The 17296-nt window shown below is 70.1% G+C and carries 19 protein-coding genes, 1 pseudogene and 1 riboswitch; of the genes and pseudogenes, 13 read left to right on the top strand and 7 right to left on the bottom strand.

Translation table 11 applies throughout. From position 1 onward, the window contains the following. Positions 1–209 precede the first annotated feature (209 nt). From ACIGJO_RS07850 to otsB, 3 genes are all read left to right on the top strand, one after another. Positions 210–1460 (top strand): extracellular solute-binding protein, encoded by a 1251-nt coding sequence (locus ACIGJO_RS07850; RefSeq protein ID WP_399954520.1) that lies wholly within the window; start codon positions 210–212, stop codon positions 1458–1460. Between the two features lie 79 nt (positions 1461–1539). Next, the gene (locus ACIGJO_RS07855; protein WP_399953667.1) at positions 1540–1839 is read left to right on the top strand and encodes a DUF3263 domain-containing protein; all 300 of its coding nucleotides are present in this window, start codon (positions 1540–1542) and stop codon (positions 1837–1839) included. 103 nt (positions 1840–1942) lie between these two features. Continuing rightward, positions 1943–2794 carry a trehalose-phosphatase gene (otsB, locus tag ACIGJO_RS07860; protein WP_399953670.1) on the top strand — a complete coding sequence of 284 codons (852 nt, stop codon included), beginning with the start codon at positions 1943–1945 and terminating at the stop codon, positions 2792–2794. 85 nt (positions 2795–2879) lie between these two features. Here otsB and ACIGJO_RS07865 read toward each other — a convergent pair whose 3' ends face one another. Then, positions 2880–4262 (bottom strand): trehalose-6-phosphate synthase, encoded by a 1383-nt coding sequence (locus tag ACIGJO_RS07865; RefSeq protein ID WP_399953673.1) that lies wholly within the window; start codon positions 4260–4262, stop codon positions 2880–2882. A gap of 155 nt (positions 4263–4417) precedes the next feature. Then, positions 4418–5368, bottom strand: coding sequence for a glucosyl-3-phosphoglycerate synthase (locus ACIGJO_RS07870; RefSeq protein ID WP_399954522.1), 951 nt, complete (start codon positions 5366–5368; stop codon positions 4418–4420). A 154-nt stretch (positions 5369–5522) separates the two neighbouring features. After that, positions 5523–5651, top strand: a riboswitch (SAM riboswitch). Positions 5652–5670: 19 nt separating this feature from the next. Between ACIGJO_RS07870 and thrC the strand changes: the two genes are divergently transcribed. The 5 genes from thrC to ACIGJO_RS07895 all read left to right on the top strand — a co-directional run bounded on the left by thrC (position 5671) and on the right by ACIGJO_RS07895 (position 12174). Continuing rightward, complete coding sequence (thrC, locus tag ACIGJO_RS07875; protein WP_399953676.1) at positions 5671–6975, top strand: threonine synthase; 1305 nt, start codon at positions 5671–5673, stop codon at positions 6973–6975. Positions 6976–7004: 29 nt separating this feature from the next. Continuing rightward, the gene (locus ACIGJO_RS07880) at positions 7005–7280 is read left to right on the top strand and encodes a MoaD/ThiS family protein (RefSeq protein WP_266932110.1); all 276 of its coding nucleotides are present in this window, start codon (positions 7005–7007) and stop codon (positions 7278–7280) included. A 413-nt stretch (positions 7281–7693) separates the two neighbouring features. After that, positions 7694–7900: a cold-shock protein gene (locus ACIGJO_RS07885; RefSeq protein ID WP_003967346.1), complete on the top strand. Its 207-nt coding sequence runs from the start codon at positions 7694–7696 to the stop codon at positions 7898–7900. Between the two features lie 428 nt (positions 7901–8328). After that, positions 8329–9951, top strand: coding sequence for a chaperonin GroEL (gene groL, locus ACIGJO_RS07890; RefSeq protein ID WP_399953681.1), 1623 nt, complete (start codon positions 8329–8331; stop codon positions 9949–9951). A 243-nt stretch (positions 9952–10194) separates the two neighbouring features. Continuing rightward, on the top strand, positions 10195–12174 hold the full coding sequence (locus tag ACIGJO_RS07895) for an ABC transporter ATP-binding protein (protein WP_399953684.1): 1980 nt from the start codon (positions 10195–10197) through the stop codon (positions 12172–12174). A gap of 33 nt (positions 12175–12207) precedes the next feature. Here ACIGJO_RS07895 and ACIGJO_RS07900 read toward each other — a convergent pair whose 3' ends face one another. Continuing rightward, positions 12208–12807 carry a hypothetical protein gene (locus tag ACIGJO_RS07900; protein ID WP_399953687.1) on the bottom strand — a complete coding sequence of 200 codons (600 nt, stop codon included), beginning with the start codon at positions 12805–12807 and terminating at the stop codon, positions 12208–12210. 328 nt (positions 12808–13135) lie between these two features. Here ACIGJO_RS07900 and ACIGJO_RS07905 point away from each other — a divergent pair, with 328 nt between their 5' ends. The 4 genes from ACIGJO_RS07905 to ACIGJO_RS07920 are packed head-to-tail and all read left to right on the top strand — an operon-like array spanning position 13136 to position 14628. Continuing rightward, positions 13136–13378 (top strand): hypothetical protein, encoded by a 243-nt coding sequence (locus ACIGJO_RS07905; protein WP_399953690.1) that lies wholly within the window; start codon positions 13136–13138, stop codon positions 13376–13378. After that, on the top strand, positions 13368–13604 hold the full coding sequence (locus tag ACIGJO_RS07910; RefSeq protein WP_399953693.1) for a hypothetical protein: 237 nt from the start codon (positions 13368–13370) through the stop codon (positions 13602–13604). Before ACIGJO_RS07905 ends, ACIGJO_RS07910 begins: the two co-directional genes overlap by 11 nt. 44 nt (positions 13605–13648) lie before the next feature. Continuing rightward, entirely contained in the window at positions 13649–14257 is a 609-nt protein-coding gene (locus ACIGJO_RS07915; protein WP_399954525.1) for a hypothetical protein, read from the top strand. Then, positions 14257–14628, top strand: a complete 372-nt coding sequence (locus ACIGJO_RS07920; RefSeq protein ID WP_399953696.1) for a hypothetical protein — start codon at positions 14257–14259, stop codon at positions 14626–14628. The genes ACIGJO_RS07915 and ACIGJO_RS07920 overlap by 1 nt, the downstream gene beginning before the upstream one ends. 140 nt (positions 14629–14768) lie before the next feature. Here ACIGJO_RS07920 and ACIGJO_RS07925 read toward each other — a convergent pair whose 3' ends face one another. From ACIGJO_RS07925 to ACIGJO_RS07935, 3 genes are all read right to left on the bottom strand, one after another. Then, positions 14769–15122 carry a PRC-barrel domain-containing protein gene (locus tag ACIGJO_RS07925; RefSeq protein WP_399953698.1) on the bottom strand — a complete coding sequence of 118 codons (354 nt, stop codon included), beginning with the start codon at positions 15120–15122 and terminating at the stop codon, positions 14769–14771. Between the two features lie 169 nt (positions 15123–15291). Then, complete coding sequence (locus ACIGJO_RS07930) at positions 15292–15462, bottom strand: hydrophobic protein (RefSeq protein WP_399953701.1); 171 nt, start codon at positions 15460–15462, stop codon at positions 15292–15294. 145 nt (positions 15463–15607) lie between these two features. Further along, entirely contained in the window at positions 15608–15862 is a 255-nt protein-coding gene (locus ACIGJO_RS07935) for a hypothetical protein (protein ID WP_399953704.1), read from the bottom strand. Between the two features lie 709 nt (positions 15863–16571). Here ACIGJO_RS07935 and ACIGJO_RS07940 point away from each other — a divergent pair. Next, a complete protein-coding gene (locus ACIGJO_RS07940) occupies positions 16572–16949 on the top strand; it encodes a nuclear transport factor 2 family protein (RefSeq protein ID WP_399953706.1) in 378 nt (125 codons plus the stop codon). 78 nt (positions 16950–17027) lie between these two features. Here ACIGJO_RS07940 and ACIGJO_RS07945 read toward each other — a convergent pair. Further along, positions 17028–17294: pseudogene (locus ACIGJO_RS07945) on the bottom strand (IS630 family transposase); the annotation flags it as partial. Positions 17295–17296 lie beyond the last annotated feature (2 nt).

A 17296-nucleotide genomic window follows, 5' to 3' on the forward strand; every position in this document is an offset into this window, starting at 1 on the left:
GTAGACCTCCTGAGCCCAGATGGTGGAAAATCGCTGTTCTTCCGGATGGCGTCCGTGCGGGTGCCGGATTCGCGGCCGTGGTGAGGCGCGAAAGCAAACGGGACGCCGGTGCGATGTGACATGGGTGCGAGGGGGCGCCGATGTCCGTGACCGACGCGATCGAGCGCGTGCAATCGATGGGGAAGGGCGGGACTGTGCAGCGGCGCTTCATGGGTCTGACCGCGGTGGTGGCCGCATTCGGAATGACGGCAGCGTTGTCGGGGTGCGGGGGTGATTCCGGCTCGGGGGACGTCACCCTCGAACTGGTGGCCGCCGACTACGGCACCAGCGCGGCCAACTCCTCCGAGAAGTACTGGAACGGCCTCGCCGAGGGTTTCGAGAAGGCCAACCCCGGCATCAAGGTCGACGTCAGCGTGTACCCCTGGACGGACGTCGACCGCAAGGTCGCCGAGATGGTGAAGGCGGACAGGGCCCCGGACATCGCCCAGATAGGGGCGTACGCCGACTACGCCAAGTCCGGCAAGATCTACACCGCCGACCAGATGCTCGCCATTCGTACCCAGGCCAACTTCCTCCCGGTGCTGAGCGACGCGGGCAAGGTCCGGGGCAGGCAGTACGGGCTGCCCTTCGTCGCCAGTACCCGGCTGCTCTTCTACAACAAGAAGCTCTTCGGCCAGGCCGGTCTCGGTGCCCCGAAGACCTGGGACGACATACGGCGCAACGCCTCGGCGCTCGAGCAGCGCGGTGTCAGCTACCCGTTCGCGCTGCCGCTCGGCCAGGAGGAGTCCCAGGCCGAGACCATGATGTGGCTGCTCAGCGGGGGCGGCGGCTACACGGACGACGTCGGCGCGTACAACATCGACTCCGAGAAGAACATCGCCACCCTCCAGTGGCTGAAGGACAACCTGGTCGGCAAGGGGCTCACCGGCCCCGTCGAGCCCCGCGAGCTCGACCGGGCGAAGGCGTTCGAGGCCTTCACCGAGGGCGATGTCGGCATGCTCAACGGGCACCCCACGCTGATGCGGAAGGCCGAGGCGAAGGGCATCGACGTCGGCATGGTGCCGCTGCCCGGCATCGACGGACCCACCCGGGGAACGATGGGCGTCGCCGACTGGATGATGGGCTTCAAGCAGAACGGCCACCGCCGCCAGATCGGCAAGTTCTTCGACTACGCGTACTCCGACAAGAACGTGCTGGCCTTCGCCGACGAGTACGACATGCTGCCGGTGACCGGCAGCGCGTCCGCCGTGATGGAGGGCGACGCCGAGCACAAGCCACTGCGGGACTTCCTGGCGGCGCTGCCGAACTCGCAGTTCTACCCGTTCGCCAAGACGTCCTGGGCCCAGGTCAGCGAGGGCGTCAAGAAGAGCATCGGCGACGCGGTCGCCCCCGGCGGCAGCCCCCGCAGCGTGCTCGGCGCGATCTCCAGCGCGGCGACGCGGGCCGAGAGCGCGGAGTAGCGGGCACCCAGGAGTGCGGAGCGGCGGGCGGGCGGCGGATCCGGTGGCGGTGTCCGGGGTGGGGATTAGGTTGGTTGATATGACCGTCCCCGAGAAAGGCCCCGACGACGACGCGCCGGTCGGTGACGCGCCGGTCGACGACGTGCCGTCCGGCGACGCGCTGTCCGGCCGGGACCGTGCGCTGCTCGCCCTGGAGCGCCGCTCCTGGGCCGGTCCCGGGGCGAAGGAACGGGCGATCCGCGAGGAGCTGGGGATGTCGCCGGTGCGCTACTACCAGCTGCTCAACGCCCTGATCGAGGACCGCCGTGCGCTGGAGGAGGATCCGGTGACGGTGAACCGGCTGCGCCGGATACGGGACGCGAGGCGGGGCCGGCGCTGAGGCGCTGTCCCGCCTCCGGGCCCGCCGCTGCCGGAAGCGCCTCGCCCGCTCGGGGACGGGCTTTCGAGGCCCTTCGGAACACCCGGCGCTATAGGGTCGGCGTATGGGCAGACAACCCGAACTCCTGCCGGCCCCGAGCACCCCGGCCGGCCGTGAAGGCCTCGCCGCGATCCTCGCCCGGCCCGACCGTGCGGTCGTCGCTCTCGACTTCGACGGCACGCTCGCCGACATCGTCCCGGACCCCGAACAGGCCCGCGCCCACCCCGGCGCCGTCCCCGCGCTCGCCGCACTCGCCCCCAAGGTCGCCTCGGTCGCCGTGATCACCGGGCGCCCCGCCGGCGTCGCGGTCCGCCACGGCGGCTTCGCGGGAGTGCCGGGCCTCGACCACCTCGTCGTCCTCGGCCACTACGGCGCCGAGCGCTGGGACGCCGTCACCGGCACCGTCCACGCCCCCGCCCCGCACCCCGGTGTCGCCGCCGTGCGCGCCGAACTCCCCGGAGTGCTCCAGGAGTTCAACTCCTGGAGCGGCGCCTGGGTGGAGGAGAAAGGGCAGGCGCTCGCCGTCCACACCCGCCGCGCCGCCGACCCGCAGGCGGCCTTCGAGTCGTTGCGCGGACCCCTCGGGCAGCTGGCGGACCGGCACGGCCTGATCGTCGAACCGGGGCGCCTGGTGCTGGAGTTGCGCCCGCCCGGCATGGACAAGGGGGTCGCGCTGGCGGAGTACGTACGGGAGATGGAAGCCGAGTCCGTCCTGTACGCCGGTGACGACCTCGGCGACCTCGCGGCGTACGCGGCCGTGGAGAAGCTCCGCACCGAGGGCGCGGACGGCATCCCCGGTCTGCTGGTGTGCAGCGGCAGCGCCGAGGTGCCCGAACTGGCCGGACGGGCGGACCTGTTGCTGGCGGGACCGGAGGCCGTCGTCGGCTATCTGGCGGCCCTGGCGGAGCGCCTGTAGCGGGGGCCGGCCGCCTCCTGCCCGCTCCCCGTCCGCGCCGTCGCCCCGCGTCCCGCCCGCTCCGCGGCCGAGGGCCGTGCGCGGCTCAGCCGCGCAGCGCCTCCAGCTGGTCCAGGAACCACCGCTGCGGCGGCAGCGCGGTCGCCGCGGCGGCCAGCCGCTCGGTGCGTCCGGCCCGCTCCCCGCTCTCCATCGACAGCGCCTCGTGCAGGGCGTCGGCCGTCGCGGTCACGTCGTACGGGTTCACCACGATCGCGTCGGCGCCCAGCTCCTCGTACGCCCCCGCCTCCCGGGACAGCACCAGCGCGCAGCCGTGGTCGGAGACGACGGGGACCTCCTTGGCGACCAGGTTCATGCCGTCACGGATCGGGTTGACCAGGGCCACGTCCGCCAGCCGGTAGGCGGCCAGCGAGCGCGCGAAGTCGTCCTTGACGTGGAGGACGACGGGGGTCCAGCCGGGGGTGCCGTGGGCGGCGTTGATCTCGTCGGCCAGGCTCTGCACCGCCGCCGTGTACTCCCGGTACACCGCGAGGTCCTGCCGGGAGGGGTAGGCGAAGGCGACGTGCACGACCCGCTCGCGCCACTCGGGACGCTCGTCGAGCAGGGCGCGGTAGGCGTGCAGGCCGCGGACGATGTTCTTGGAGAGCTCCGTACGGTCCACCCGGACGATCGTCCTGCGGTCGCCGTCGCTGCCCACCTGCTCCCGCAGCGCGGCCAGCCGCTCGTCCACGTCCGCCTCGTGCGCCCGCCGCCGCAGGAAGTCCGCGTCCGCGCCGAGTCCGTGCACCCCGATGCGGGTGCGGTCCGTGCCGCCCAGGATCTCCGTACAGCAGCCGACGAAGGCGTCCGCCCAGCGCCGGGTCAGGAACGCCGCCCGGTCGGCGCCCAGGATGCCGCGCAGCAGCTGCTCACCGATGTCGTCGGGCAGCAGGCGGAAGTAGTCGACGGGGGCCCACGGGGTGTGCGAGAAGTGGCCGATGCGCAGATCGGGGCGGAGCTCCCGGAGCAGGCCGGGGACCAGAGCGAGGTGGTAGTCCTGCACCAGGACGGCGGCGCCCCGCCCCGCCTCCCCGGCGAGCGCCTCGGCGAAGGCCCGGTTGTACGCCTCGTACGAGGCCCACCGGCGCCGGAACTCCGCGTCGAAGACCGGCTCGACGGGGGTCTGGTAGAGCATGTGGTGGACGAACCAGAGCACGGAGTTCGCGATGCCGTTGTACGCGTCGGCGTGCACGTCGGCGTCGATGTCGAGCATGCGTACGCCCGGCTCGGAGACCCCGCGCCGGACCGCCTCGCGGTCGCCGTCGCCCAGGGCCGCGCACACCCACAGCTTGTCGTCGACGGCGCTCAGACCGGAGACGAGACCGCCCCCGCCCCGCTTCGACGAGAGCGAGCCGTCCTCGCTCAGCGAGTACGACACCGGGCCGCGGTTGGACGCGACGAGAACCTGGGCAGCGTGCTCGGAGACCATGTAGCGGAACCTAGCCCTTCCGTGAAGCCGTCAAACGCGAATCGTCGGGCCGGGCGCCACTGTGCCCACTCGGGCGCGCCGCCGCGCCCGCTCCCGGGCGCCACTGTGCCCGGTGGTGCGTCGCCACTGTGCCCGCTCCCGCCCGCTTCCGCGCGTCACGCCGCGCGGCGTGAGGCGTACTCCGCGATCTCCCGCATCGGCGGTCGCTCCTCCGTGTCCACCGCATGGGTGTGCGGGACGAAGCCGTTCTCGCCCCGTTCGAACTGGGTGAGCGCGGGCCGCACCAGATGCCCCCGGGAGAGCCGCAGCTGCGCGGTGCGGTAGATCGCCGCCGCCATCCGGCCCAGTGCCTGACCGTCCTGGTGGCGGTGCTTGCGGACGCCGACGTCGACCTGCGCCAGGGCGTCCAGGCCCACGGTGTGCAGCGCGTCCACGAGCAGCCCCAGCTCCACCCCGTAACCGACGGGGAAGGGCAGCCGCTCCAGCAGGGAGCGCCGCACCGCGTACTCGCCGCCCAGCGGCTGGACGAATCCGGCCAGCTGCGGCCAGTGCAGATTGAGCAGCGGGCGCGCCACCAGTTCCGTGACCCGTCCCCCCTGACCTGCGGTGTCACCCAGGGGGCGGTCGTACATGGCCTTGACGAACTGTACGGACGGGTCGGTGAGCAGGGGCCCGACGATGCCGGAGACGAAGTCCGCGGAGAAGTCCTTGAGATCGGCGTCGACGAAGCAGACGATCTCGCCGCTCGTCACGAGGAGTGAGCGCCACAGGACCTCGCCCTTGCCGGGCAGGGCCGGTATCCGGGGGAGGATCGCGTCCCGGTGGACGACCCGGGCGCCGGCGTGACGGGCGGCCTCGGCGGTGGCGTCCGTGGAGCCGGAGTCGATCACCACCAGCTCATCGACGAGCCGGACCTTCTCCATCAGCTCGCGCCGGATCGTCGACACGATCGCCCCGACCGTCGCCTCCTCGTTCAGCGCGGGCAGGACGACGCTCACGCTCGCCCGGCGCGGATCCCCCGCGCGGGCGGCGATGAGCCGGTCCAGCGGGCGGTCGGCTGCCGACCAGGAACGCCTGGTCAGCCAGCGTTCCACCTCTTCCAGCACGGTCGATACTCCCTGTGTGTGATCCATCTCGCGGTTCGGACGACTATCTCGACGGTCCGGTGCTTCGGTTACAGTCTTGAACAACGCGGATGACCGTCGCATGTCGGGGTCCGTCCGCCAATAAACGCCTGGATCGAAGATTCCAGTGCCACAGCGCTCATCCAGAGGGACTGAGGGAACGGCCCGTTGAAGTCCCGGCAACCCTCCCGCCGACCGTCGAGGTCTTGGTGGGGAAGGTGCCAATTCCGTCTTGTGGCGAAATGCGCCGCAAGGAAGATGAGGAGAAAGGGACCTCCGCCATCATGGCTGTTCAGACTGTTGCCGCATCCACCGATTCTTCTGTTCCCTCCGTGGATCTCGGTCCCGCCTCGGCGCTTTCCTGCCGCGAGTGCGGCGAGCGTTTCGCTCTCGGCCCCCTCTTCGCCTGCGCGTCCTGTTTCGGGCCGCTCGAAGTGGCGTACGACCTGCCGAGCGGTACTCCCGACGAGCTGAAGAAGCGCATCGAGGCCGGGCCGAACAACATCTGGCGCTACGCCCCGCTGCTGCCGGTACCCGCCGATGTCGCGGACAAGCCCAACATCAACCCCGGCTTCACCAAGCTGGTCAAGGCCGACAACCTCGCCCGTGAACTGGGTGTCACCGGCGGTCTGTACGTCAAGGACGACTCCGGCAACCCGACGCACTCCTTCAAGGACCGCGTCGTGGCCATCGCCGTCGAGGCCGCCCGCGCCTTCGGCTTCACCACCCTGTCCTGCTCCTCCACCGGCAACCTCGCCGGTGCGGTGGGCGCCGCCGCCGCCCGCGCCGGCTTCCGTTCCTGTGTGTTCATCCCGCACGACCTGGAACAGGGCAAGGTCGTCATGGCCGCTGTGTACGGCGGTGAACTGGTCGGCATCGAGGGCAACTACGACGACGTCAACCGCTTCTGCTCGGAACTCATCGGCGACCCGCTCGGCGAGGGCTGGGGCTTCGTCAACGTCAACCTGCGGCCGTACTACGGCGAGGGTTCCAAGACGCTGGCGTACGAGATCTGCGAGCAGCTCGGCTGGCGGCTGCCCGACCAGATCGTCATCCCGATCGCGTCCGGCTCGCAGCTGACCAAGATCGACAAGGGCCTCCAGGAGCTGATCGGGCTCGGCCTGGTCGAGGACAGGCCGTACAAGATCTTCGGGGCCCAGGCCGAGGGCTGCTCCCCGGTCTCCACCGCCTTCAAGGCCGGCCACGACGTGGTGCGGCCCCAGAAGCCGAACACGATCGCCAAGTCCCTGGCGATCGGCAACCCGGCCGACGGCCCGTACGTCCTGGACATCGCCCGCCGTACCGGTGGTGCCGTCGAGGACGTCAACGACGAACAGGTCGTCGACGCGATCAAGCTGCTGGCCCGTACCGAGGGCATCTTCGCCGAGACGGCGGGCGGGGTGACGGTCGGCGTGACGAAGAAGCTGATCGAGGCCGGGCTGCTCGACCCGACGCTGACCACCGTTGTCCTGAACACCGGTGACGGCCTCAAGACGCTGGACGCGGTGGCCGCGACCTCGCAGGCGACCGCGACCATCCGGCCGAGCCTGGACGCGTTCCGCGAAGCCGGCCTCGCCGCCGCCCTCTGACCACCCGAGACCGAAGAAAGGCACCCCTCATGAGCGTCAAGGTCCGTATCCCCACCATCCTCCGCACCTACACGGACGGCCAGGCCGAGGTCGCGGCGGAGGGCACGATCCTCTCCGAGGTCATCGAGTCCCTGGAGGCGAACCACCCGGGTATCGCCGCCCGTGTCCTGGACGACCAGGGCAAGCTGCGCCGCTTCGTGAACGTGTACGTCAACGACGACGACGTGCGCTTCGAGGGCGGCCTGGAGGCGGCCACCCCGGACGGCGCCGGCATCTCGATCATCCCGGCCGTCGCCGGAGGCTGACGACTTCGCAGTGTGACCCCTGTTGCCCCCTCCGCGAGAGAAGCGGAGGGGGCAATTCTGCATGGTTGAGCACGGTACAGTTGGGGAAGCCCCCTCCGCTGCCCGCGTCGCCCGCATATGAGAATGCGCCCGGCCGCGATAAGAAGCAGCCAATATGGTTGAGCACCTTGCGTCATAAGTGCCCTTTGTCGGGCCCGACTTGCCCGGGAATCCCATGTATTCCTCGTATTCGCGTGTTCAGCCATGCCCAGAATTCTCGTCCGATTGACCTGTTGCAGAGGGCAGTTGGACAGATACATTCGGCCGCGGTCGACGCGCTACGGCGCACACAACCTCTCCTGTCGGAGGGTGAGTTCTGACCCGGGCCCGCGAAGTGCGGTCCTGTGCAAGGGCCAGTAATAGGGGAGTTAGGCATGGCTCAGGGCACCGTCAAGTGGTTCAACGCGGAGAAGGGGTACGGCTTCATCGCGGTCGACGGTGGTGCGGATGTTTTCGTCCACTACAGCGCGATCCAGATGGACGGGTACCGCACCCTCGAAGAGGGTCAGCGAGTTGAATTCGAGATCTCGCAGGGCCAGAAGGGGCCGCAGGCGGACATGGTCAAGCTCGCCGTCGGCTGAGCTCGGCGCGGTCGGCCAACGACACCACTCACGCACTGAGGGCCTGTACCCCCTGGGGTACAGGCCCTCAGCGCGTCCGCGTCCCGCCCGGCGGGTCCGGTCGGCGCGTTCCGGTTGGAGCGTTCCGGTTGGAGGTTCCGGTTGGAGCGTCCCGGGCGGGGCGGGTTGTGCGCCGTGGTCCGGGGGCGCGTGCGCCCCCGTTCCGGCCCTGCGGGGTGTCCACAAACCGTGGCACCTGCTTGCACTCGCAGGGGTCGAGTGCTAATCATTGGCGTTAGCACTCTCCAGGTGAGAGTGACAGAAACTTGGACCGGGCCGGTGAGGCCCGCAGGCGCGGTGGGGCAAGGAACCACCGGGCAGGCAGGCCGTCCGTCGCGGGCGCCACTCGGTCCGGAGAAATCCACCCCTGTCCGGGAGGACCACTTCACATGGCCAAGATCATCGCGTTCGACGAGGAGGCACGGCGCGGTCTCGAGCGCGGGATGAACCAGCTCGCCGACGCCGTCAAGGTCACCCTCGGCCCCAAGGGCCGTAACGTCGTCCTCGAGAAGAAGTGGGGCGCGCCCACGATCACCAACGATGGTGTTTCCATCGCCAAGGAGATCGAGCTCGAGGACCCGTACGAGAAGATCGGTGCGGAGCTGGTCAAGGAGGTCGCCAAGAAGACGGACGACGTCGCCGGCGACGGTACGACCACCGCCACCGTTCTCGCCCAGGCGCTCGTCCGCGAGGGCCTGCGCAACGTTGCCGCCGGTGCCAACCCGATGGCGCTCAAGCGGGGCATCGAGAAGGCCGTCGAGGCCGTCTCCGCCGCTCTGCTGGAGCAGGCCAAGGACGTGGAGACCAAGGAGCAGATCGCTTCGACCGCCTCCATCTCCGCCGCCGACACCGAGATCGGCGCCAAGATCGCCGAGGCGATGGACAAGGTCGGCAAGGAAGGCGTCATCACCGTCGAGGAGTCCCAGACCTTCGGGCTGGAGCTTGAGCTCACCGAGGGTATGCGCTTCGACAAGGGCTACATCTCGGCGTACTTCGCCACCGACATGGAGCGTATGGAGGCGTCGCTCGACGACCCGTACATCCTGATCGTCAACTCGAAGATCGCCAGCGTCAAGGACCTGATCCCGCTGCTGGAGAAGGTCATGCAGTCGGGCAAGCCCCTGCTGATCATCGCCGAGGACGTCGAGGGCGAGGCCCTGTCGACCCTGGTCGTCAACAAGATCAAGGGCACGTTCAAGTCCGTCGCCGTCAAGGCTCCGGGCTTCGGCGACCGCCGCAAGGCCATGCTCGCGGACATCGCCATCCTCACCGGTGGCACCGTGATCTCCGAGGAGGTCGGTCTCAAGCTGGAGAACGCCGGCCTGGACCTGCTCGGCCGCGCCCGCAAGGTCGTCATCACCAAGGACGAGACCACGATCGTCGACGGTGCCGGTGACAGCGACCAGGTTCAGGGTCGCGTCAACCAGATCCGTGCCGAGATCGAGAACTCCGACTCGGACTACGACCGCGAGAAGCTCCAGGAGCGCCTCGCGAAGCTGGCCGGCGGCGTGGCCGTCATCAAGGCCGGTGCCGCGACCGAGGTCGAGCTCAAGGAGCGCAAGCACCGCATCGAGGACGCGGTGCGCAACGCCAAGGCCGCCGTCGAGGAGGGCATCGTCGCCGGTGGTGGCGTGGCGCTGCTCCAGGCCGCGGCTGTCTTCGAGAAGCTCGACCTGACCGGTGACGAGGCCACGGGCGCCAACGCCGTGAAGCTCGCGCTGGAGGCCCCGCTCAAGCAGATCGCCGTCAACGGTGGTCTTGAGGGCGGCGTCGTCGTGGAGAAGGTCCGCAACCTGCCGATCGGTCACGGCCTCAACGCCGCGACCGGCGAGTACGTCGACATGATCGCCGAGGGCATTCTCGACCCGGCGAAGGTCACGCGTTCCGCCCTGCAGAACGCCGCGTCCATCGCCGCGCTCTTCCTCACCACCGAGGCCGTCATCGCCGACAAGCCGGAGAAGGCCTCCGCGGCCGCTCCGGGCGGCATGCCGGGCGGTGACATGGACTTCTGATCCTTTCCGGGAGACCGGAGGATCGGACCTGTCCGACATACCGAGGGCGGCACCCCCTGCGAAGGGGGTGCCGCCCTCGGGCGTTCTCGGCTGCCGCCGCGGGCTGGGTACGGGCGGGCGACAGGGCGGCAGGGTGGAGCGGCGGGACGTCGGGTGGGACGGCGGGACGTGCCCGCGTGGGCGGGCGTGGTCGACTTCCGTCCGCTGATGGTGATTCCGGTGGGCGAGCGAGGGGGAGAGCGGATGAGTTCGGCGACGGAGGCGGGCGGCGCGAGCGTCAGCAGTACGGCGGAAGACGGCGGGGAGGGCGGCGCGGCGGTCGGCGCGACTGACAGGAGCGCGACTGACAGCAGCGCGGCGGGCGGCGGGGAGGGCGGCGCGACGGGCGACGGCGGCGGGGAGAGCGGCGCGGCGGATCGCGCCGCTGACAGCGCATCCGGACAGCCCACCCCCCTGCGTCTCCTCCTCGGCCGGGTGCGGCCGCACTGGCGGTTGCTCCTGTGGGCCGGTCTGCTGTCGCTCGCCGGTTCCGGGGCGGGCCTCGTCATGCCGCTCATGGCCAAGTACGCCGTCGACGCGTTCGCCGAGGGCGACTCACCCGCCGCGCCGCTGATCGCGCTCACCGCGGTCGTGGTGGCCGGGGCCTGTCTGTCGGCGTTCGGCCGCTACCTCATGGCCCGTACCGGGGAGGGGGTCGTCCTGCGGGCCCGCACCCAACTCGTCGGCCGCATACTCCGGCTGAAGGTCCCCGCCGTGGACCGGCTGACACCCGGCGACCTCCAGTCCCGGGTCACCAGCGATACGACCCTGCTGCGTACGGTCCTGTCGAGCGGCATGGTCGAGTCGGTCAACAGCGTGCTGATGCTGCTGGGCACGCTCGCGTTCATGGCCTACATGGACGCGGTGCTCCTCGGCGTCACCCTGCTCGTCATCCTCGTCATCGGTGCCGTGACCGCCCTCCTCATGCCCCGGATCCAGCGCGCCCAGCTCCGGGCCCAGGAGTCCGTCGGCGCGATGGGCGCCGCTCTCGACCGGGTGCTCCAGGCCTTCCGTACGGTCAAGGCGAGCGGCGCCGAGGAACGCGAGATCGCCCTCGTCGCCGAGGCGGCGCGCCTCGCGCATGACCGGGGGGTGTCGGTGGCCCGTTGGTCGTCGGTCTCCGACGTCACGATGATGATGTCCATCCAGCTGGCCTTCCTGGCCGTACTGGGTGTCGGGGGCGCCCGGGTGGCCTCGGGCTCGCTGGAGGTCTCGGCGCTCATCGCCTTCCTGCTGTACCTGTTCTATCTGATGGGTCCGATAGGCGGTCTCGTCGAAGGCTGGACCGGTCTGCAGAGCGGCCTCGCCGCCGTACGCCGGATCGACGAGGTCGAGTCCTTGCCCGGCGAACCCGGCGACCCCGGCGCATCCGAAGGGCCCGGCGAACCCGGTGGACGGGCGGCATCCACCAGGGTCCTGCCCACGCCCGCCACGCCCGCCGCCCCGCTCGGCGTCAGCTTCCGGGACGTCGCCTTCGGGTACGGGGACGAGCGCGCCCCGGCCCACAAGGGCATCTCCTTCGATGTGCCCTCCGGCGGGCTCGTCGCGCTGGTCGGGCCGTCCGGCGCGGGCAAGTCCACCGTGTTCGGCCTGCTGGAACGCTTCTACGACCACGACGCGGGCACGATAACCGTCGGCGGCCGGGACATTCGCGACTGGCCGCTCGCAGAGCTGCGCTCCTCCCTCGCGTACGTGGAACAGGACTCCCCGGTTCTCGCCGGGACCCTCAGGGAGAACCTGCTCTTCGCCGCTCCCCGCGCCACGGAGGACGAGCTGCGCGCGGCGGTCGGGCGCACCCGGCTCGACGCCCTGGTCGGCCGGCTGCCCGACGGACTCGACACGGCGGTCGGCCACCGGGGCGTCACCCTGTCCGGCGGCGAACGCCAGCGGATCGCCATCGCCCGTGCCCTGTTGCGCAAGCCGCGCCTGCTCCTGCTGGACGAGGTGACCTCGCAGCTGGACGCCGTCAACGAGCACCGGCTGCGCGATGTCATCCTCGAACTCGCCGAGGAGACCACGGTCCTGGTCATCGCCCACCGCCTGTCCACCGTCGTGCACGCGGACCGCATCGTGGTTCTGGAGGACGGCCGGGTCCGGACGGCGGGGACGCACGAGGAACTGGTGGAGTCCGACGGTCTGTACCGCGAACTGGCCACCACCCAGCTCACGGCGGACGCCCGCTGACGGAGCACGGGCCGGCGTGACAGCCGGGCGGCCCTACGGGAGTGCCGTGCTGACCGCGTCGACCGCCATCATCCACATGGGCTGGCCACCTGTTCCGAACGCCGCCGACAGCGCGTATCCGATCGCCGCGTCGAGCGGTTCGATCCCGGCCCCCGCCTGCCACTCGGCGATCACCCGCCGGTCGCCGTCCGACGAGAAGTCGCCGAGGTGCTTCCCGTCGCGGGTCAGCCGGCTGCTCGGGATGGAGTCGGGAACCAGCCGGTAGGACGCACCCGCGTGGGTGACGTCCACTCGGTAGGAACGGCGGCTGAGTCTGCCCTTCGCGGGCAGGACCGTCGCGTCGCGTCCGTCCACCGTGAGCGTGAGGTGTGCGGGGTCGCGGGTGCCGATGACGATGTGGTCGTCGACCTCGGCGCCGGGCGCGCGGGTGAGGGTGACGCGGGGGATGTTCTCGCCGCTGACGACCAGTATCTCGCCGTGCTCGCCTTCGAGTTCGACGGATATCTCCCCGTAGCGGTCGTCGTCGCTCGCGGAGGGCTCCGGGGCGTTGAGGTCGGCATAGGCGTGGGTGTTGGCATCGGCATCGGCATCGGCGTTGGCGTCGGAGCCGGGCACGGCGGCGGCGTCGGGCATCGGGGTTCTTGGTCCTTCGGTCGTACGGCCTGGGCGGGCGAGGTCGGCGGGCGTCGTACATCGGTGCGTCATCGGTGCGCCCTCCCCGACCGGGGGGATCATCCTCCTCCGCACCCCGGCCATGCGGTCGTGGACGTGGACATGCGGGGGTGGGGTGGGGCGGCTGATCCCGACACGTGAACTTCGGGATGCCTCCGTGTGTTCGGACCCGATTTGGCAACTCACTGTGACATATGTGCGTTTGCTGGAACAGCGCCTCTTCCGGGCTCGCCGCGCGTTGGACACGCTGGGTAGGCATTTTCGTCACTCAGCGTGGAAGGTGTGCAGCATGGATTCGACGGAGCGGCGCAAAGCGGCGGCGGAGAGGGTGCGGATGGCGGAGGACGCGGTGGAGCGGCTGAAGGGGGGTCTCGCCGGGGTCGGTGTGACGCTCCCTTCGCTGCGGATCGACCCCGTGTCGTGCGCCGGGAACGAACCGGTTCCGCTGGTCGATCTGGGCCGCTGCAACCTCGACACGGCCCTGCGGCTGTGCCGGGTGCTGGCGGAGAAGGAGAGCGGGTATGACGGATGAGGAATACGAGCCGTGCACGCCCGAGCCGGGGTCGTTCGCGGTGGACGCCCGCGACGGACGGGTGGGCCGCGTGATGGGCCGGGTCGGACCGTACGTACAGCTGCGGCCGCCGGGCGGCGGCGCGGAGTGGGACTGTCCGCCGGAGGTGGTCCGGCCGGCGCCGCCGGGCGTGGTGCTGCGGGCCCGGGTGACGGAGATCAACAGGGAGGGGCAGCTGCCGCGTTGAGAGCGCACGGGGTCGGGCCCGGTGGTCGATAGGCTGCCGCCGTGATGATGGGCGCGGGACAGCGGGCGGGTGCGCGGGCAGCGCGTCGCCTGGCGGAGATCGGCAGCTTTGTGATGCGGCCGGGGCTGAACGAAAAGGAGTTCGGCCGCATCGAGGCGGAGTACGGAATCGAGTTCGCCGACGACCACCGGGCCTTCCTCGCCGCAGGGCTGCCCGTCGGGTCCGCGTCCCCTCCGGAGGCGGGCGAGTCCGCACGTCAACCCTGGGTGGACTGGCGGGACGGTGATCCGGCGGACATCCGCGACCGGCTCTCGTGGCCGGTCGAGGGGCTGCTCTTCTCGGTGGAGCACGGCTGGTGGTACGGGGACGCCTGGGGACCCCGTCCGTCGGAACCGGAGCGCGCCGTGGCCGTCGCCCGTGGCGAACTGGCCACGGTGCCGCAGCTGATTCCCGTGTACTCCCACCGGTACCTTCCGCCGGGCCGGGGGACGTACGGCCACCCGGTCCTGTCGGTGTACGGCGCCGACACCATTTGCTACGGGCGGGACCTGTGGGACTACGTGGCCCGTGAGTTCGTGGGGTGGGACTCGGCGGAGGGCGACGTATCGGACGTACCGCCGAGTGCCCCCTTCTGGGCGGACCTGGTGAGTTGATGGGGCGACCCACGACCGGCGGCAGCGGCGGCAACAGTGGCAGCGGGAACGGGGATGCCCGAGGCCGCGTGGCGGTGTGGGTGGCGGGTGCCGTGTGCGCGGCGATTCCGCTCGCGCTGCATGTGGTGGGCGGCTACTTCGTGCTCGGCGCGCTGCTGACCGAGTCGGAGGGCCCGTGGGACCGGTCCGTCACCGACACGGTACGGACGTGGGGCGCGCTGGCCGTGGTGACCGAACTTCTCGCGGCGGCGGCGACAGCGGCGTTCGTGGGGATGCGGGGTCTGCGGGGGCTGCGGCGTTGGTGGTTCGGGGTGCCCGCCGTGCTGGTTCTGGTCGCGGTGGTGCGCATGGTGTTCGCGCCCGTGCCGTGAGGTCGGTGTGAGGGGGCGGGGGGCGGCGGGGCGGGTCTGGGTGGGCGCCGGGTGTCCCGGTGGACATGCCGGACGGCGGGCCCGGCCACTTCTTCAGGGTCGGACCCGCCGTCCGAGGGGGGCGCGAACAGGCCGACGGATCACATGATGCGGAAGGCGTCGTAGTAACCGCCTACCTGTGCGTGATAGCCGGGATCGGCCGAGTGCTTGTGCCGGTCGAACCCCGGCGCGTCCTTGATCTGGTCCTTGGTCAGGTCCACGAAGACCTTCCGGTCCTCGGTGTCTATGTGCGTGACCGTGCCCGCAGGGAGCAGGACGTCCTTGCCGAAGATCCACACTCCGGTGTCGACCACGAGATAGGCGGATCCGGCATCGTCGGAGTGATGGTCGATCTTGCCGATACCTCCGTCGGTCGCCTCGACCGCGTAACCGGTCGGATCGGCCCCGGCGGTGTGTCCGCTCGAAGGACGGTAACCCCACAGGGTGTCGCTCATGGAAAGGCTCCTTTCCGGACGGTCCATTTCGGCGTGAGAGCCCCGGAGAAATGGCGGTGAAAGGCCCTCGTTTCATCGGGTGACCGGGTCCGGGGCGCATGCGTGATTCTTGTGATCCATACGATCCGAGGTCGCCCGCGTCTGTGCTGGTGACGTGTTTCTCATGCGTCTACCAGCGGTACCACCGGCCGCGCCTGCCGCCGCTCGCGACTGGGCGGACGAGGAAACCTATCGCCCAGACCACCAGCACGATGATGGCGATCCACCACAACGCCTTGAGCGCGAAACCGGCGCCGAAGAGGATCAGGGCGAGCAGAAGAACGAGTAGCAGGGGAACCATGTATATCAACCTCCGAAACACCGGGTGCCCTCGGAAGCTTTCCCTAAACGCCAACCTGCACGGACTCGTTGGCGGCCTCGCGCACGACCGGCGGCATCGTGAGGCCGTCCTCGTCCCTCACCACATCTCGATCCTCGGGAAAGGATCAGCGCCGCCGCTCGCCGGAACCAAATTCCCGGCCCGACCCGGGATTCATATTGAAGGCGCGTACGTCATTGCGTATCTGTTGCGCCCGCTTCGTGGCATCCTGCTCGATGAGCAGCCCCTCGATGTTTTCCGTGCCTTTCCCCCGATTTCGTCGCGCAAGGATGAAGACGCACCATCCGGCCAGCATGCCTATCCCTATCAGAAGCCATGCGTACGTTCCCATGATGTCCCCCCAAGGTGATTCGCTATTCATTTTGCGAGCGGAATTGGCATATCTTTCCCAGGGTATCCCTGCATGCCTCACGCGAAGAAGCCCACCCGCAGGAGGATTTTAGGCCATTTGGCCGAACGGATTTAGACATCAGGACTGTGCGGAGGGCAGATTTCTTGGTGCGGCAAGGACGCTCTGTGGCGTGGTGTGCCCGGCATGGTCGGCCGGTTCGTTCCCGAAGAGATGGCTGATGGTTGGTCAGAAGCGTTCGGCGGCTTGCGGGCGTTGACCGAGCCGTTGCCGCCTCCGCGGCCGGAGCGGTCGCCGGGACCACGGCCGCGCCGGACCGGCTCTGTCCGCAGGGCACCTGCTCGTCCTCTACGGCGAGGTCGCCCGGCAACGCCTGCCGTTGGAGCTGGGGTTCGGCCCGGGGCGGGCGTGCCGATACTGCTCGGGCGACGCGCGAGCCTAAGGATCCGGACGAAACCCGATCACGCAACGACGCCCGCCGGGCGACCACCCGCACTCCTCCGGCGGTCATTGCGCCGCTCACTACCGGCAATGACCGGACGGTAAGCCGCTCACCCCCCATACGGGGCGAAGGGCTTTCTCCGGGGTGGCGTGTGATTCCGGATACGGCATCGCACACCACCCCGGCCCCTTGAGCTGGTGCTGTGACCGGGATGGTCCACCGAGATCGGAACGCGGCTCGGGGGACGAGCGCACGCGCGACGGCTGGTATTACTGGGGTATGCAGGAAGAGACGGCACGCTCCGCGATCGACACATTCATCTCCGCGTTCAACGCCTCGGACGACAGCTATGTGACTGCCCTGCTCTCCCAGGCCCTGACCTCAGACGTGGTCTTCTGGGGGCCGTTGGGCCGCAGCGAAGGAATCGCGGCGGTCGAGCGGTTCGTGCTGGACATCCGGCGCCACCCGGCGGGGACCGGCACGATGGTGCGCTGTTCGGCGGTGGACATGCCTGGCGAGTGGGCCCGGTACCAGTGGGTCTTCACCACGCCGGGTGGAGGCCCCCGCCTGGCGGGAACGGACGTCGTCCATCTGCGGCGGAGCCTCATCGACCAAGTCATCGTCTTTGCGGGGAAGGTCGAGCCGTCCGCCTCCTGAGCCGTCCTTCTGTCGCTGTCCTTCTCGTGAACTTGTCCGTTTCGGCACTCCGGGCTGCGGGTTCGCGGTGGGTCGGGCTGCGGCGTTGAGGGGGCGTCCGCCCCGGCGGATGCCCTTCTCGCCGCGGATGTGGGCACGTTCCTTGCGTTGGGCGGCACGTACGTCGGGGTGGCGGGCGTCGGCGTTGCGCCAGCGCGGGTAGCGGTGCAGTGCCTGGGTTCGCGTGGGGTGGCTGCGGTGGTGGGAGTTGGCCGGGGTGAACTGCCGCAGCGGGCCGAAGTGGGCCTCGATCGGGTTGGCCCAGGAGGCGTAGGACGGGGTGAAGCACAGTTCGGCCTTGTCTCGCC

It is taken from the genome of Streptomyces sp. NPDC079020, assembly GCF_044542225.1.
Classification (GTDB): Bacteria; Actinomycetota; Actinomycetes; order Streptomycetales; family Streptomycetaceae; genus Streptomyces.

Bases quoted from the DNA above. Each gene is read 5' to 3' on its own strand.
- ACIGJO_RS07850 (WP_399954520.1), top strand. From the start codon at position 210: ATGGGTCTGACCGCGGTGGTGGCCGCATTCGGAATGACGGCAGCGTTG.
- ACIGJO_RS07855 (WP_399953667.1), top strand. From the start codon at position 1,540: ATGACCGTCCCCGAGAAAGGCCCCGACGACGACGCGCCGGTCGGTGAC.
- otsB (WP_399953670.1), top strand. From the start codon at position 1,943: ATGGGCAGACAACCCGAACTCCTGCCGGCCCCGAGCACCCCGGCCGGC.
- ACIGJO_RS07865 (WP_399953673.1), bottom strand. From the start codon at position 4,262: ATGGTCTCCGAGCACGCTGCCCAGGTTCTCGTCGCGTCCAACCGCGGC.
- thrC (WP_399953676.1), top strand. From the start codon at position 5,671: ATGGCTGTTCAGACTGTTGCCGCATCCACCGATTCTTCTGTTCCCTCC.
- ACIGJO_RS07880 (WP_266932110.1), top strand. From the start codon at position 7,005: ATGAGCGTCAAGGTCCGTATCCCCACCATCCTCCGCACCTACACGGAC.
- ACIGJO_RS07885 (WP_003967346.1), top strand. From the start codon at position 7,694: ATGGCTCAGGGCACCGTCAAGTGGTTCAACGCGGAGAAGGGGTACGGC.
- groL (WP_399953681.1), top strand. From the start codon at position 8,329: ATGGCCAAGATCATCGCGTTCGACGAGGAGGCACGGCGCGGTCTCGAG.
- ACIGJO_RS07895 (WP_399953684.1), top strand. From the start codon at position 10,195: ATGAGTTCGGCGACGGAGGCGGGCGGCGCGAGCGTCAGCAGTACGGCG.
- ACIGJO_RS07900 (WP_399953687.1), bottom strand. From the start codon at position 12,807: ATGCCCGACGCCGCCGCCGTGCCCGGCTCCGACGCCAACGCCGATGCC.
- ACIGJO_RS07905 (WP_399953690.1), top strand. From the start codon at position 13,136: ATGGATTCGACGGAGCGGCGCAAAGCGGCGGCGGAGAGGGTGCGGATG.
- ACIGJO_RS07910 (WP_399953693.1), top strand. From the start codon at position 13,368: ATGACGGATGAGGAATACGAGCCGTGCACGCCCGAGCCGGGGTCGTTC.
- ACIGJO_RS07915 (WP_399954525.1), top strand. From the start codon at position 13,649: ATGATGGGCGCGGGACAGCGGGCGGGTGCGCGGGCAGCGCGTCGCCTG.
- ACIGJO_RS07920 (WP_399953696.1), top strand. From the start codon at position 14,257: ATGGGGCGACCCACGACCGGCGGCAGCGGCGGCAACAGTGGCAGCGGG.
- ACIGJO_RS07925 (WP_399953698.1), bottom strand. From the start codon at position 15,122: ATGAGCGACACCCTGTGGGGTTACCGTCCTTCGAGCGGACACACCGCC.
- ACIGJO_RS07930 (WP_399953701.1), bottom strand. From the start codon at position 15,462: ATGGTTCCCCTGCTACTCGTTCTTCTGCTCGCCCTGATCCTCTTCGGC.
- ACIGJO_RS07935 (WP_399953704.1), bottom strand. From the start codon at position 15,862: ATGAATAGCGAATCACCTTGGGGGGACATCATGGGAACGTACGCATGG.
- ACIGJO_RS07940 (WP_399953706.1), top strand. From the start codon at position 16,572: ATGCAGGAAGAGACGGCACGCTCCGCGATCGACACATTCATCTCCGCG.